Origin of the sequence: Blautia sp. MSK.18.38, assembly GCF_024460535.1 — a bacterium.
Lineage (GTDB): Bacteria > Bacillota > Clostridia > Lachnospirales > Lachnospiraceae > Blautia_A > Blautia_A fusiformis.
The window spans coordinates 33626-50357 of record NZ_JANFYP010000010.1 but is presented as its reverse complement, the minus strand read 5'-3'; the positions used below and the strand labels follow the sequence as shown (position 1 = coordinate 50357).

At 44.5% G+C, this 16732-nt stretch carries 12 protein-coding genes; 1 reads left to right on the top strand and 11 read right to left on the bottom strand.

The genetic code is table 11. The features are described from left to right. Positions 1–10 precede the first annotated feature (10 nt). Positions 11–979, bottom strand: coding sequence for an LCP family protein (locus NE638_RS08010; RefSeq protein WP_173745997.1), 969 nt, complete (start codon positions 977–979; stop codon positions 11–13). Between the two features lie 443 nt (positions 980–1422). Here NE638_RS08010 and NE638_RS08005 point away from each other — a divergent pair, with 443 nt between their 5' ends. After that, positions 1423–2556 (top strand): hypothetical protein, encoded by a 1134-nt coding sequence (locus NE638_RS08005; protein ID WP_173745996.1) that lies wholly within the window; start codon positions 1423–1425, stop codon positions 2554–2556. A gap of 84 nt (positions 2557–2640) precedes the next feature. Here the strand turns inward: NE638_RS08005 and NE638_RS08000 are convergent, their stop codons facing one another. From NE638_RS08000 to secD, 10 genes are all read right to left on the bottom strand, one after another. Further along, the gene (locus tag NE638_RS08000) at positions 2641–3396 is read right to left on the bottom strand and encodes a sulfite exporter TauE/SafE family protein (protein ID WP_021650384.1); all 756 of its coding nucleotides are present in this window, start codon (positions 3394–3396) and stop codon (positions 2641–2643) included. Between the two features lie 6 nt (positions 3397–3402). After that, positions 3403–5202: an aspartate--tRNA ligase gene (gene aspS / locus NE638_RS07995; protein ID WP_015524642.1), complete on the bottom strand. Its 1800-nt coding sequence runs from the start codon at positions 5200–5202 to the stop codon at positions 3403–3405. A 77-nt stretch (positions 5203–5279) separates the two neighbouring features. After that, positions 5280–6533 (bottom strand): histidine--tRNA ligase, encoded by a 1254-nt coding sequence (gene hisS, locus NE638_RS07990; protein WP_173722384.1) that lies wholly within the window; start codon positions 6531–6533, stop codon positions 5280–5282. Further along, positions 6466–7101: an HD-GYP domain-containing protein gene (locus NE638_RS07985; RefSeq protein ID WP_227588522.1), complete on the bottom strand. Its 636-nt coding sequence runs from the start codon at positions 7099–7101 to the stop codon at positions 6466–6468. Before NE638_RS07985 ends, hisS begins: the two co-directional genes overlap by 68 nt. Positions 7102–7122: 21 nt before the next feature. Next, entirely contained in the window at positions 7123–8652 is a 1530-nt protein-coding gene (gene hemZ / locus NE638_RS07980) for a coproporphyrinogen dehydrogenase HemZ (protein WP_173745995.1), read from the bottom strand. After that, on the bottom strand, positions 8624–9253 hold the full coding sequence (locus tag NE638_RS07975) for an MBL fold metallo-hydrolase (RefSeq protein WP_021650380.1): 630 nt from the start codon (positions 9251–9253) through the stop codon (positions 8624–8626). The genes hemZ and NE638_RS07975 overlap by 29 nt, the downstream gene beginning before the upstream one ends. Before the next feature lie 22 nt (positions 9254–9275). Next, a complete protein-coding gene (locus NE638_RS07970; protein WP_015524639.1) occupies positions 9276–11600 on the bottom strand; it encodes a RelA/SpoT family protein in 2325 nt (774 codons plus the stop codon). Positions 11601–11678: 78 nt separating this feature from the next. Next, positions 11679–12203, bottom strand: coding sequence for an adenine phosphoribosyltransferase (locus NE638_RS07965; protein WP_092068853.1), 525 nt, complete (start codon positions 12201–12203; stop codon positions 11679–11681). Between the two features lie 202 nt (positions 12204–12405). Further along, on the bottom strand, positions 12406–14124 hold the full coding sequence (recJ, locus tag NE638_RS07960; RefSeq protein WP_147603081.1) for a single-stranded-DNA-specific exonuclease RecJ: 1719 nt from the start codon (positions 14122–14124) through the stop codon (positions 12406–12408). Positions 14125–14291: 167 nt separating this feature from the next. Next, the gene (gene secD, locus NE638_RS07955; protein WP_173745994.1) at positions 14292–16718 is read right to left on the bottom strand and encodes a protein translocase subunit SecD; all 2427 of its coding nucleotides are present in this window, start codon (positions 16716–16718) and stop codon (positions 14292–14294) included. Between the last annotated feature and the right edge of the window lie 14 nt (positions 16719–16732).

The window sequence follows — 16732 nt, the reverse complement described above, 5'->3', positions numbered from 1 at the left end:
GATTTTTCTTTTAATCCTTTTTTTTATAAAACAGCTCCAGGACAACCTGCTGCAGACTGTCCTCATCAGGCGTAAATGTCTGCCAGCCTTCCTCGTCCGAACCGTAAGTTCCACTTATGGAAACTCTGTCATCTTTTTTGTCATCTGACAGAAGAAGTGCCAGACGGCAGAACTTCTTTGCGCCGATATTGGTAGTCATATAGTCCTCAAGTGCATGATATACCTGCAGTGGAAATTTACTGTCCGAATCACATTTGGATCTGAAAGCAGGTTTAAATGCCTCTTCATAATCATTCTGACGCTGCATGCGGTTCTGGTTAGTGCCATCCGCAACATCCATTCTGCCTCTAACATAATTTTCAGCATGCGCTCCCATCAGCTTAACTGTTTCACCTTTTTTTAGAGAAGGATCTCTCTCCGAAAAATCATCCTCGATGGTAACAGTCACACCTCCGACCATATCATTCACTACCTGGATCGCGCTCATGTTGATCATTGCATAGCCATCGATCTTTTGTCCTTTCAGAAGAGTGGACACTGCATCCACCGTGTTTTCAGCCCTCATATTCTGATCAAGCCCCATGGAATGCGCAAGGGACAGCTGGATATCTGTTGTTGCCAGATAGGTTCCGTCATCAGCAAGGCTTCTGACAGGTGTGACAGTATTCCGGTCAACAGAAAGAAGCTTGCATGTGTCTGTACTTCTGTCTCTCACAATAACAACCAGAACATCACACTGGCCGGTACCGTCATATTCAGTTACTTCCTGTACTTTACCAGGATCATCAATTCCGGCTATCAGATATGTTTCCAGATTTCCCTTCGGAACATATATCTGATCTTTATATGTAACTGTTTCCTCTGCCTCAATACTGCTGTTCTGATCTACAGTATGATGATCTGCCATTCCCAGTATAATATTGACAAAAACAGTTCCTGCTGCGAGAACCACCGCTGCGATCGCTATACCTTTGTACAATCTTTTTTTGTCCTGTTTTTTTCTGTATTGGGACATAAATCTCACTCCAGTTTTTTAATACTTTATGTTCAGCAGGATGTATCTTCTTATCAGAAAATCTTCCTTAAAAGTGCTGGTCCGCCTGCAGGATTCATTACTTCACAGATCATCAACACTATCAGAAGCACAAATATCACACAACTAAGCACTACTGCTGTTTTCTTTGACATCCTGTCCCCTCCTATATTTCATTCGTTATAAGCTCTGCTTTGAATCAAGCGGATAAAAAAGTTCCGCAAAAACGGGTTTTATTATAGCACCATAATAATCCGATTTCAACCTGTGTAACATATTTGTAATTATATTGCATTTTTCTTAATTTCTCCTTTTTTGCGATATTTTGACTTTCAGTGCTTTATCTGCTAGAATATTATAATATAACTTTTTTGAAAGGAAAGAACAATATGAAGACAGTGAAACATCTGCTGGCTTTCTTAATGATCATTCTTCTCTCAGTTTTTTTATGTAGCTGCTCCCAGTCGGCCAAAGCTCAGGCGGAGAAGGCGATCAAAAAAGATCTGGATCTTCTTAAAAATCTGGACTCTGAAACAACCATGCAGTACATATCCTATCAGGAACTGTTTCCGGATTCTGATGACAGCACAAAGCTTTCTGCTGACATAAAAGAAGTATTTTCTCTCTTCTTTCAGAATTTCGATTACAAAATCCTAGGTATATCCGTTGATAGCGACGAAAAAAATGCTTCTGCGCAGCTTAAGCTTACTACTCTGGATGCTGAGGCTCTTGCCAGTGATTTTGTTTCTGCAAGCCTTCAGGAAGAAATACTGGAAACCGCCTCCGGTAAAGAAAATGATAACGGAAATTCCCTGGAGCAGCGTTATCTGCTCCTGTACAAGCTTCTCAAGAATAACACGTACAGTTCTGCAGAACGCAATACTTCCATCCAACTAAACAATCTTGGATCTTCTTCAGAACCTGACTGGGAGATTACGCACAGTTCCTCTCTCGAAAATGATCTGGTCGGTGGCCTTATCACCTATCTGTCCGATCCTGATCTTGTGCCGCCTGCCGAAACGCTTACCGTCTATCTGAAAACGCTTCAGGAAATGGATGTAAAGCAGATGGCTAATTATTTAGGGCTGGATTCCATTCTGAATACTTCAGATTCGGCAAAAAACGCCATTGCCTCTGCCCTTATGGAACAGTTTCACTCCTGTTTTAACTACAAAATATCAAGCACCTCTGTTTCCGGATATCTTGCTGAGGTGGACGCAGAGCTTACCACATTTGACAGTAATTCCATTCTTACACAGTACGAAAAAGAATTGAATACTTATCTGGCTTCTGCTGATGCAGTGATCGACGGTTCCCAGAAGCGTTACAACAAATCACATGAACTGCTTCTGGACAGTATCAGGAATAATCAGGCAACCATAACTGCCACTGCTACCTTCCATCTCACAAACGATGGTGCATCCTGGAAGCTTGAGAATGCAGGTACCGAACTGGGCAATGCCATCTTCGGAACTCTTACCGCTTCACCGGTTCCTGAAGATTCTACCGAAGATAACGAATAAAGAATAAAAGCTAGAAAACCCGTGAATATCTGCTTTCTCTGACAGGAAAGCGTGATCTTCACGGGTTTTTTATATTCTTCTTTTTTATATTCCGGATATGATCTTTATAAAAAGCAATGCAAGGACTATAAGAATAATAGGCCGTATGATCCGGCTTCCGTTTTTCATAACCATACCTGCACCGGTATAATGTCCTGCGATCGAGAACACTGACGCTGCAATTCCAAGCATGATCACAATCTTTCCGCTGAGCAGAAATACAACAAGAGCCGCTACATTGGAAGAGAGATTGGTAACCTTCATGGTACCGGAAGCTTTTGCCACACTCATTTTTCCCAATCCTGTAAACAAAAGCAAGAGAAAAGTTCCTGTTCCTGGTCCATAAAAGCCATCATAGCATCCTACAGCAAGAGAGCATACGGCACAGAGCAGGATCTGTTTTTTTCTGGCGATCTCGCCACCCTTCTCATCCATATTTTTCTTGCGCAGCACATAAAAAGCAACCACCGGAAGAACCGGGATCAGCATATAACGCAGGAGCTTATCACTGGCTATAAGAGCAAGGTGAGCTCCTATGGAAGATCCCAGAAGCGCCATTGGAATACATGGAAGCACCAGGATCCAGTCCACAAATTTATTTTTACACAGACGGACAGTTGAGATCAATGTTCCTGTTGCTGATGACAGCTTGTTGGTGGCAACAGCATTATGTACAGGAACTCCGGCCAAAAGATAAGCAGGCAGGGAGATCAGTCCTCCCCCGCCTGCTACAGCATCTACAAATCCGGCAAGAAATACAAGTGGACAAACGATCAGAAATGTATAGATTGTCGGTTGCATGATCTTTTATTCTTCCTCTTCTTTCTGCGGCTCAAGGTCAAGTCCCAGCTCATGAAGCTGTGCCTCACTTACCTGGCTAGGGGACTGAGTCATCAGACAGGAGGCATCCTTGACCTTCGGGAATGCAATAACATCACGGATCGTATCTGCCTTTGCCATAAGCATAACAAGTCTGTCAAGGCCATATGCAAGTCCTGCGTGTGGCGGAACTCCATATTTGAAGGCATCCAGAAGGAATCCGAACTGCTCATGTGCAGCTTCTTTTGTGAAGCCAAGTGCCTCAAACATTCTTTCCTGAATATCATCCTGATGGATACGCACGCTGCCGCCGCCAATCTCATTTCCGTTAAGAACGATGTCGTATGCTTTTGCACGAACCTTTCCCGGATCTGTGTCAAGAAGCGGAAGATCCTCTTCCATAAGCATGGTGAACGGATGGTGCATTGCTGTAAAACGGTTCTCCTCCTCGCTCCACTCAAGAAGCGGGAACTCTGTTACCCATACGAAACGATACTCATTTTTATCTAAAAGATCCATCTGTTTTGCAAGCTCAAGACGGAGTGCTCCCAGTACATCGTATACCAATTTTGTCTTATCTGCTGCAAAAAGAAGAAGATCTCCCGGCTTGCCGTCCATAGCTTTTACAAGAGCATCCATCTCTTCATCTGTCATAAACTTGGCGAAAGAAGACTTTCTGGTTCCGTCCTCTGCAATGGCAATGTATGCAAGACCTTTTGCACCATAACCTTTTACGAACTCAACAAGCTTATCGATCTTCTTTCTCGGCATTGCGCCCTGACCTTCTGCATTGATACCACGAACACTTCCGCCGTTCTCAAGCGCACCTGTGAACACACCAAATCCGCAGTCTTTTACGATATCACTGACATCATGAAGTTCCATACCGAAACGCATATCCGGCTTGTCGGAACCAAAACGATCCATAGCTTCCTGCCAGGTAATTCTCTGGATCGGGAGTTTTACATCGATATCCAGAACTTCTTTGAACAGGAATGCAAGATATCTCTCGTTAACATCGATAACATCGTCTACATCAACAAAGGAAAGCTCCATATCGATCTGTGTGAACTCCGGCTGACGGTCAGCACGAAGATCCTCATCACGGAAGCATCTTGCGATCTGGATATAACGATCAAATCCGGAGCACATCAGAAGCTGCTTGTACAGCTGCGGAGACTGTGGAAGGCCATAGAAGCTTCCCGGATGAACACGTGATGGTACCAGATAGTCTCTGGCTCCCTCAGGAGTACTCTTTCCAAGCATCGGTGTCTCAATCTCAAGAAATCCCTCTTCTGTAAAGAACTGTCTTGTAAGCTGGGCAACCTTGCTCTTCATCATGATATTTCTCTGAAGATCCGGTCTTCTTAAATCAAGATAACGATATTTAAGTCGGATCTCATCTTTTGTCTTGCTATTCTCCTCGATCGGGAATGGAGGAACATCTGCCTCAGCAAGAACACGGAGGGATTTTACACGAAGCTCGATCTCGCCAGTTGCAAGATTCTCGTTTACTGCTCCTCCACGTTTCTCTACGGTACCGGTTACAGCAATAACAAACTCACTACGCAGTTTACCTGCTTTTGTAAAGCCTTCCTCGTCAATGCTGCCATTCTCAAAAATCAGCTGCATGATCCCGGAACGGTCACGAAGATCCACAAATACAAGACCTCCTTTATTTCTGGCTTTTGCCACCCATCCCATTAATGTTACTTCTTTTCCGACCATCTCTGTGGTCACTTCTGCACATCGGCAAGTTCTGTGCAGTCCCTGCATGCTTTCAGCCATCTCTTTATCCTCCTCTGACTATTTTTTTCATAGTCATTTTAATTTACTCTGCTATCTCCGTTTTCAGACGGGCAGTTTCAGTCTCTGTTGAAAAATTCTACATACTCTGTATAACCATCTGCTGCCAGCTGGTCTTTCTGGAATTTTTTGTTCTTTTTCATGATAGAGATATTGATCTGTGTACCTGCACTTCTTTCCTCAGTTGCCTGTTTCAGGATGTTCAGAAGCTTGTCTGCCGGCATGTTCTTCTCGATCAGATATGCTTTCTTGCCATTCTTGGTTGGAATCTCATAGCCTCTCTCAAGAAGCAGCATAACGATTCTCTCAAATCCAATGGAGAAACCACAAGCACAGGTATTATTTCCTGTAAATTTACCGATCATCTCATCGTAACGTCCGCCTCCACCGACGCTTCCGCCGAACTCATCCATGGAAATCTCAAAGATCGGACCTGTGTAATAGGACATTCCACGTACCAGTGTAGGGTCAAAGGACATTTTGAAGTCTGCTGTTTTTACAGATTCTACAGTGTTGATGATTGTTTCAAGATCCTCTGCAATACCTGCTTCCAGAACATCAGAAAGTTTTTCTTTAATATAACGGACACCCTCAACATCGTTGGTGATCTCACGGAAAAGTCCAAGATAAGTGTCAATGCTCTCTTTCTCAAAGCCCTCTTTCTCAAGCTCCTCTGCAACTCCCTCGATGCCGATCTTATCCATCTTGTCAAGAATGATAAAGACAGTATCAAAGCTCTCTGCCGGGAATCCGCTGTACTGAGCCATTGCCTTCAGGATCCTTCTGTCATTGATACGGATCGTAAAGTTCTGGAAATCCAGTTTTCCAAGAAGTGTTGTAGTTGCAAGTACAAGCTCGATCTCAGCAAGATAGGTCGGCTCACCCAGGATATCGATATCACACTGCATAAACTGACGGAAACGACCTCTCTGCGGACGGTCAGCTCTCCATACATTTCCCATCTGAAGTGCCTTAAACGGAGCCGGAAGCTCGTTTGCATTATTGGAGTAATATCTGGAAAGCGGTACGGTCAGGTCATAGCGAAGTCCGGAATCTGTCAGATCATTCTCTGTTTTTGCAGTATCCAGTTTCAGTTTCTCGCCTCTCTTCATGATCTTGAAGATCAGCTTTTCATTTTCACCGCCCTGCTTGCTGCAGAGATTCTCAATATGTTCTACACAGGGAGTTTCAATTGCGGAAAAACCAAAGGTTCCGTACGTCTCTCTGATCATATTCATCACATAGTTACGGATTGCCATTTCCTTCGGTAAAATGTCCTTCATTCCTGTAACTGGTTTCTTTTTTAATGCCATAGTTTCCTCCTTTATGAATCACCCTCTGAAATGCAAGAAACACCTGCATGTCAAAGTTTTTAATCTCATCGATCATCAGTCTTAAAACTTCATCATTTTCCAGAGCTTTCCGATATGGTCTGTCCATACTCAAAGCCGCATATACATCACATACTCTCAGGATCCTTGCACCCATAGGGATATCCTTTCCGCTTCTGTTGCTGGGATAACCGCTGCCGTCAAAATTCTCATGATGATAAAGAATACTTTCCAGAACATAATCGGAATATCCCTGGTCTTTTAGGATCTCATAACCTAATGTGGAGTGCATGCGAACATATTTCAGTTCTTCAATGACCATCGGATTCTGCTCTTGGCCATTAATGTATCCTTCCAGTTTCAGCTTGCCTATATCATGGAGCATTCCGGCAATAGCCAGCTGATAACATTCTTTCTCACCAAGACCAAGCTCCTTTGCCACATCATAGGCAAGGTTACTGACAACAACCCCATGTTTCAGCTCTGCGGAAAGATCCATTTCCAGGATCCGGTCCTGCGTAGTTTCACTTATCTTCTGTACGCTTTTCAAGGATCCGTCTCTCCTTTCCGTCTACAGCCATTTTGCAATGCCCTTGCGTTTTCTCTCGATCATTTCATCGATACGTGTGATATAATTGACAACATCCTTCACATTCTCCACACGCTCAATGCGCTGTCCGTGATCAAACACAAGCTTGGAGGAACCACCTGTACCCAGTGCGATGATCGGCTGCTTTTCCTCCATAATCAGTATATTGTAAATCCCTGCTTTGTCAACCTCAGAATACCCGACGTTCTCAAAATTCCCCTTCATATTCTTCTGTCTGTACAGATAATAAGGGCCCATTCCCATCTCGTAGGCCGTTTTCATAGTCAGATCCATGATCTCCTGATTGTTTTCAAAGGTCATCTCCTGGTATTTATCACGGAAAATATTCAGTCTTGCCGCACGCTTTACAGCAAGAGAATGTACGGTCAGGCTGTCCGGCCCGAGAGCTTTTACCTCGTCCAGTGTATGCTGCACTTTTGTGATATCTTCGCCGGGAAGACCCACGATCAGATCCATATTGATATTGTCGAATCCGGCTTTTCTTGCCAGATGAAACGCATTCTTTGTCTGTTCTACTGTATGACGTCTGCCAATGATATCCAGGGTTTCCTGATTCATGGTCTGTGGATTTACAGAAATCCTGGTAACCGGAAACTCCCGGATCGCCTGAAGCTTTTCCAAGGTTATACTGTCCGGTCTTCCTGCCTCAACCGTAAATTCTTCCAGCTCCTCACAGGGAAAATATTCCGTGATCGCGCCAAGAAGTCTCCGAAGCTGATCCGGCTCCAGTGTGGTAGGTGTTCCCCCACCGATATAAACCGTATCCAGCTTTCGTTTTTTCATCATCCCGGAAACAGCCCGGATCTCCTTTACCAGCGCATCCAGATACGCCTCCACATATTTACGCCATCTCTCCAGCGGATAGGAACTGAATGAACAGTACAGACAGATACTCGGACAGAAAGGAATGCCAACATAAAGGCTGTAACCGTTTTCATAATCAATGTTTTTCAGGATATCCCGCTCACGATTTGCGATGGTAACTGCAAGAGCTGTTTTCTCCGGACTTACCAGATACTGATCTCTCATATATCTGGCAATCTCCGTATTTTTCATTCCGGACTCCAGCATTCCCATAGCCATTTTCACAGGACGGATGCCTGTAAGATTTCCCCAGGGAAGTGTCTTTCCTGTAGCTTTGGAAAGCATCTGATACAGAGCGTATTTGATCGCGTCTTTATTTTTTCTGCGGATATCATGGGCATCATTGCAAGAAATAAGGGCATCCGAAGCTTCTCCACTGGATTGCCCTTCTATCACAGCCCCATGAGCTGTTTTTTTCTCTATTCCGTTGTTGTAACTGATGGTATAACCTTCTTCATCACGTGAGACCCGGAAGCGGATATCATAATCCGCATCATCCTCTTCATAAAGAGAAACGATCTCATTTCCGGGATAAAACGCTTTGATCAGTTCATACACATCATGCTCAAAATCTGTGTTCTGAAACAAAATACCAATCTTATACAAATGGATTATACCTCTTTTCATAACCAATGGTTGTGGATGCGTCATGCCCCGGAAATACTTCTGTATCCTCCGGCAAAGTATCCACAAGCTTGTGAAGACTTCTTACGATCTCAGCAGAACTTCCTCCAGGAAAATCGGTTCTTCCCACAGAGCCGCAAAACAATGTATCTCCGCTGAAAAGCACACCTTCGTCTTTGATATAATAGCAGCAGCTTCCTTTGGTATGTCCCGGTGTGTGGAACATCTGGATGGAAAATCCTGCCGCTTCGAAAATCTGCCCGTCATCCAGAAGAACATCCGGCTTAATTGAACAGGCACTTCCATAAACAGCAGTCATATTTATCGTGGGCTCTGCCAGCATCACTTCTTCCTGCATGCATGCATAAACCGGGATCTGATATTTTTCCTTCACTTCCTTTACAGCCATGATGTGATCAAAATGACCATGTGTCAGAAGGATCCCCACCGGTTTTCCCTGCATAAGAGATACTTTCTGAAAAACTTTTTCTGCATAGTCTCCCGGGTCTACGATCAGCAGTTCTCCGGTTTCTTTATTTTTCAGAAAATAGCAGTTGGTAAACACCTGGCCCAGCACACACTGCTGCATTTCAAGTTTACTCATAAAAATTCCTCCGTTTATCGGGTCATCCCGTCGTTCGCTCTACATCAAGAACACTTTCAACCTGACGGATCTTTTCGATCAGAGAATTCAGTTCCTGTTTGCTGCATACATTAAAGGACATGGAAATCGTGGCGCGTTCCTGCTTGTTGGTACGGCTGTTAATGGAACGAAGATCGATCTTCCTCTCTGTAAAGATCTTGGAAATATCCACCAGAAGTCCGGTACGGTTATTTGCATAAACCTGGATCTCCGCTTCGTATTTCTCGGAATCCGCTCTGTCCGGCATCTGCCACTCTGCTTCAATGAGACGTTTCCGGTCAATCTCAGGCATGTTGAGCACATTCACACAGTCTGTACGATGAATGGTGATCCCTCTTCCTCTTGTTACAAAGCCTACGATCTCATCTCCCGGGATCGGACTACAGCATTTGGAAAAACGAACTGCCACATCATGAATGCCTTTTACTACAATGCCACTCTTACTCTTGGCAATGTGAAGCTTCTCCTGTGATTCGGAAGCTGCCTCCAGGACCTGTTCATCTGTAAGATTCTTCTTATGCTCCCTCTCATAGGCTTCTACCAGCTTGTTAAACACCTGACCTTCTTTCAGGCCGCCATGTCCGATCGCTGCCAACACAGAATCCCAGTCTCGGAAACCATATTTATGCATTACCGATTCCATATACTGTGGCTTGGTATATATGCCTGGTTTAAAGCCCTTGGTCTTGGCATACTGATTCAGCATGTCCTTACCCTTCAGGATATTATCTTCCTTCAGTTCTTTCTTAAACCACTGGTTGATCTTATTCTTAGCCTGTGTGCTCTTTACGATCTTCAGCCAGTCACGGCTGGGGCCCTGAGAATTCTGGGATGTTATGATCTCAATACGATCACCGTTTTTGATCTTATATTCAATAGGAACAAGTTTGCCATTGACCCTGGCACCTACCATCTTGTTTCCTACTGCACTGTGCACGCTGTATGCAAAATCAATAGGTGTAGAACCATTGGGAAGTGTTTTTACATCTCCCTGGGGAGTGAAACAGTAAACACTGTCCGCAAAAAGATCCAGATCATTTTTCAGAAGACTCATGAACTCCCGGTTATCGGACATGTCGCGCTGCCACTCCAGGATCTGGCGCAGCCAGTTCAGCTTCTCTTCCTCACTCTTTCCAGGTTTCTTACCATCGGAAGTTTCCTTATATTTCCAATGAGCTGCAATACCGTATTCTGCGGTTTTATGCATTTCAAATGTACGGATCTGGATTTCGAAAGGCTGTCCGTTAGGACCAATAAGCGTTGTATGCAGAGACTGATACATATTGGCCTTCGGCATTGCGATATAATCTTTAAATCTGCCGGGGATCGGCTTATACATCTCATGGATAACACCAAGAGCTGCATAACAGTCCTTCACAGTATCTACAATGATACGTACGGCAAACAGGTCATAAATCTGATCAATGGTTTTATCCTGATTGACCATCTTCTTATAGATGCTGAAGAAATGCTTCACGCGGCCATCCACCTGTGCCCTGATATTGGCATCCTCCATATGCTGCTTTACCTGTTTCACGATAGAATTAACAAATTCCTCACGGGCGCTTTTGCGAAGAGCAACCTTTTCTACCAGATCATAGTAAACATCCGGCTTCAGATACTTAAGAGAAAGATCATCCAGTTCCACCTTGATCTTGGAAATACCAAGCCGCATCGCGATGGGAGCATAGATATCCATGGTTTCTCTTGCTTTCTCCTGCTGTTTCTCCGGTCTCATATACTGCAGGGTACGCATATTATGAAGACGGTCCGCAAGCTTGATCAGGATGACGCGGATATCCTTAGCCATTGCAAGGAACATCTTTCTTAAATTCTCAGCCTGAACCTCTACCTTGTCCTTGGAATAGGACAGCTGTCCCAGCTTGGTAACACCATCTACCAGAAGCGCTACTTCAGAACCAAATTCCTTTTCTACTTCTTCATACGTCATCCAAGTATCTTCTACCGCATCATGAAGAAGGCCTGCCACTATGGTTTCCTTATCCAGCTCAAGATCCGCAAGGATGATCGCAACACAGAGAGGATGAATGATATAAGGTTCACCGGATTTACGTTTCTGATCCTTATGTGCCTCACTGGCCACTTTATAGGCCTTTTCGATCATGGAAATATCTGTAGACGGATGATATTTCTTCACACTTTTTATCAGCTCCTGATAAAGAACCTCAGGGCTTGTAAAATCATGCATGGATTTCACCGCCGCATCTGCCTTCCGGACAGACTCTCTTTTTTCTTCTTCCTTCTGTATCTCAATGTTTTGTTTTTCCGTATTTTTTGTCTCTGCCATTAAATCCCACCTGCCTGTGCACAATTTCATACTGCCGTATGACTACAACAGTTCACATCCCCTTCCACCGACAAAAAATTATTTTCCGTCGTAACAGATCACAGATGCCACATTATAACCTTTGAGACGCTCACGTCCCTTCAGACCTGCAAGCTCCATAAGGAAAACCACCTTGACAACCTCGCCGCCAAGCTCCTCCACAAGCTTGATGGCTGCTTCCACACTTCCGCCCGTAGCGATCAGGTCATCCACAATAACAACCTTCTGTCCCGGCTTGATGGAATCCTTATGCATCTCGATAGTTGCACTTCCATACTCCAGATCATAGGTTCTGGAAACGGTCTCACATGGAAGTTTTCCTGCTTTGCGGACCAGAACAAAGGGTTTGTGAAGATTATATGCGATCGGCATACCAAAGATAAAGCCTCTGGATTCAAGACCTGTGATCACATCGAACTCCTCACCCTCCAGACAATCCTGCATAGAATCAATGGCAAGCTGTAATCCATCCGCATCCTGAAGGACGCTGGTAACGTCACGGAAAATAATCCCTGGCTCTGGAAAGTCCGGGATACTTCTTACATATTCTTCTATTTTTTTCATAATAACCTCCAATGGTTTAATTTGTCAATCAGATGTTAGATAGTATAGCACTTTTTCTGTAGGGAATCAATGTGCAACCCGACAGAACTCGCGGAATTACGACAGGCCCTGGACTGCATATTGCCCAGTATAGAGCCTTCTTTCCTGTTTTACAGTCAATTACTCGCTGTCAGGATCTGCATTTTAGTGATACCTTCTCCTGTTATTCTGTAATATAATTTCGGATTACGATCTGTAAGGTCTCTCTTCCCTGATAACGGTTGATCTCAGGATAATATGTGACCGCAATACTTCCACAGTTTTTTATTCTATCAACAAATTCATCTGCTTCTCCAAAATATACTGCTTCCACTACACAGCCGGTACTGTCTGACAGCTGAAGCTTTGCCACATTCCTATTTTTGCCAAGAATACGGCTGCTTAAAACCCGAAGTCCCTTCTGTGCAAAAATCGGTTTGGTATTTCCCTTTCCAAAAGGCTCCAGCAGGGATATCTCTTCCACAAGTTCCTTATTTATATAGGAAACCGGCATTGGCACATCGATCAGGATCTTTGGAGCCAGATCCTTTTCTGTCAGAGTACAGTTTTCGTTTAACCGTCTGCGGAACTCTTCCACATTTTCTTCTTTAATGGATAATCCTGCCGCCATGGGATGACCACCATACTGTTCCATCAGATCTCCGCATTTTACCAGTTCCTCAAACATGGAATAGCTTTCTATGGAACGTCCGCTACCTTTCACCATTGTTTCACCTTTTGTCAGTACAAAGACCGGTTTATTGTACTTTTCCCGGATGCGTCCCGCAATAATTCCGGCCAGGCTTTCGTGACAGTCCGGTAAATAGATCACAAGAACCCTGTCCTGTCCGATTTCTGTCTCTTCCACAATACGGATCGCTGCTTCCTTTCCCTCTTCTGTGAGAGCTTTTCTGCTTTGATTCAACGCAGTCAGATCACCGGCAAGTTTTGCTGCTTCATCTTCCGTCTCCGCACAGAGCAGTTTCAGGGAACGTGCAGCGGTATCCAGTCTTCCACTGGCATTGATACATGGTCCCAGCACAAACCCTACATGATAGGCAGTGATCGGCCCATCCTCCAGGCCATTGGCACGGATCAGTTCACGGAGACCTTTGTTAGAAGTGTGGGAAAGTCGTTTCAGGCCTTCCTTTACAAGGATGCGGTTTTCACCCTGAAGATCCATCACGTCTCCCACCGTGGCAATGGCTCCTAATTCCAGAAAATCTTCCAGCTCTTTTTCCGGAATCCCGCATGCCTCATAGAGAGCTGTCACCAGTTTCAACGCAACAACTGCTCCGCACAATCTTTTCTCCGGATAATTACAGTCCGGCTGTTTTGGATTTACAATGGCATCAGCCGGCGGAAGGATCAGTTCTCTTCCATCTTCCGTTTCTTTATAGGGAATTTCATGATGATCGGTTATTATCACCGTCATTCCCTTCTCTTTAGCCATAGTGATTTCATTGTACGCCGCAATTCCATTATCACAGGTAACAATTACGTCAATCCCATCATTCACTGCTCTTTCGATCAGGTGCTCATGGATTCCATATCCGTCCGCCACACGGTCCGGAATATATGTATCTGCCAGAGCTCCTGCACGCTTCAGTCCTTTGATCAGAATGAAGGTCGATACTACCCCATCAATGTCATAATCGCCTATAATACGGATGCGTTTTTTTTCCTTTATTTTATTCCGCAGGATCTCCACTGCCTTATCCACATCTTTCATCAAATGTGGAGAAGCCAGTTCGTCCACCTTTCCATAAAGATATCTGCGAATTTCATCCCTGTCCTGTACATCCCGGTTTCGGATCAGTCTGGCGATCACCGGATCAATTCCGAACTCTTTTCCAATTGCCGCAAAGTCCGCCCGTTTTGCAGCAACAACCCATCGTTCCATGTTGTTTCCTCCTTGATGCTTTGCCGCTTTCTTTCTTCAAAGCAACACAATAACCGTATTGTAACTCATACTCCTGCATAGCTGCAAGTTTTTTATGCCACACAAAAAAAACGTTCCGCCAGGAAATATTCTTTCCCGGTACGGAACGTTTCTGTTATTCAGCAATTTTATTCAGATTTCTCCTCATCATTCTGCTGCGTTGCTGCCTCCTGCGCTGCAAGGCGCTCGGCAACTCTTTTACGGTTTTTCTTCTTCGGCTGCTGCTGAGCTGTCTGCTGTCCGGATGGCTGTTTTACCTTTTTCTCAGATTTCTCGGAAGAAATCTTTGCGGAAGCTGCTGCAGCTGCCGGTGCTGCAACACGATTTTTTCTGAATGTTTTCATGGTGTACCACAGAGCACCAGTGATGCATACAGAAGAATATGCTCCACCGATGATACCTACCATCAGCGGTGCTGCAAATTCTTTAATTGAGGAAACACCCATTACATAAAGAATTGCAACCATTACAAATGTTGTCAGGGATGTGTAAATGCTTCGTGTCAGAGTTTCTGTAACACTGGTATTTACGATCTCTTTCAGTTTCTCATCCTCAACTTTCTTTCTGCCTCTCATATTCTCACGGATACGGTCGAAGATGACAATAGTAGCATTGATGGAATAACCTACGATCGTCAGCATACACGCAATAAATGTATTTCCCACAGATGTTCTGGAAATAACATAAAACGCAAGTACGACCAGGACATCATGAAGAAGTGCAAGTACTGCACTGCTTGCAAAGCGGATATCCTTGAAACGGAACCAGATGTAAAGAAGCATGAAGATCGCAGCTACGATAACCGCTACGATAGCGTCTCTTCTCATCTCATTGCTGACAGTAGCGGAAATATTCTCCGATGTGATCAGACTTGTATCTACATCAAAATTTTCCTCTAATGCCTTATTCAGTGCTTCTCGTTCCTTAAGATCCAGAGAACGTGTTTTGATCACTACCTGATTGGTTCCCTGCACCTTGGTCGGCTGTACATTCTTATCACCTGTCACTGCCTCAACAACCGGTGTTACCTCGGAATCGATCTCCTTGATATCCATCTCTTTATTGAAGGTTACATTAGTAGAAGTACCGCCGGAAAACTCCAGACTGTAATTCATGGCTTTGTCACCGATCACATTACTGTGGACCAGCATTCCTACAGGTCCGCAAAGGATCAGGATAATGGAAACAGCAAAGAAGATTTTTCTCTTTCCAACGAAATCCACAACCTTACGTTCCTTGGCAATGCCATAGAATTTCGGGTCACGAACACCAATTGCGTATACCGCATTAATAACAAGCCTGGATATAACCAGTGCTGTAAACATGGAGATCACGATACCCATTGCCAGCGTGTAGGCAAACCCCTTAACAGAACCGGAGCCAAGCCACATCAGCACACAAGCCGCGATCAGTGTTGTGATGTTTCCATCAAAAATAGCGGAAAACGCTTTGCCGAATCCACTTTTGATCGCTGCATGGACAGAAAGGCCTGCCGCGATCTCCTCACGGATTCTGGCGTAGATGATAACATTGGCATCCACTGCCATACCAATGCCCAGGATGATACCTGCAATACCCGGAAGCGTAAGGGTGATATCAAAGGCATTCAGTGTGATCAGCATTAAGGTTGTATAAAGAACCAGTGCAACAGATGCAACCAGACCTGGGATACGGTATGCGATGATCATGATCAGCATAACGATCACAAGACCGATCGCTCCGGCTTTTACACTTGTTGCGATGGCTTCTTCACCAAGCTGTGCAGCAACTACGCTGGAACGAAGCTCGGTAAGCTCAAGACTTAAGGAACCGATTCTTATGTAAGAAGCAAGATTCTGTGCCTCTTCTGTACTTGCCATTCCGGTGATCTGAGCTTTTCCGCCGGAAATCTCCTCATTTACATTCGGAGCGCTTAAAACCTGATTGTCATATACGATTGCGATCTGCTTTCCAACATTTGCCTTGGTAGCTTCCGCAAATTTGGTTTTTCCATTCTTTGTAAGAGTCAGACTGACTGCATATTTCTGGGAGCTTGTGGATGAATCCTGATAAGCACCTCCCTCAGCATCTGCAACGTCTGTACCTTCCAGTACAACAGATCCGGCTTTCTGGATATCCTCAATACTTCTTGCAAGAACATATCCACTCTCACTGTTTCCTGTTGTAAAATTCTGGTTTCCATCTGCATCTGTCTGATCGATAAAATACAGAGAACCTGGCTTTCCAAGTTCTTCTAGGATCGCATTTGCATCTGATACTCCTGGAATCTCAATGGTGATACGGTTGGAACCTTCCTGATATGCCTGTGCCTCAGTACTGTACTGAGAAACACGCTGCTGCATCTTGTAAACAGTATCGGACATGTCTTCCTTGCTCGGATTGCTGTCCTTAGCCTGGTATGTGATGCTGACACCGCCGGCAAGATCAAGTCCGGTGTTGATATTCTTAGCCGAACCTGTTCCTGTAGGACCAATGCCTACCGCAGCCACATAGCAGAAGAATACTGTGACAATTGCTGTCAGAAGCAGCACTGCAATTCCTCTACTTTTCTTCATTTTCTTTTTCCTCT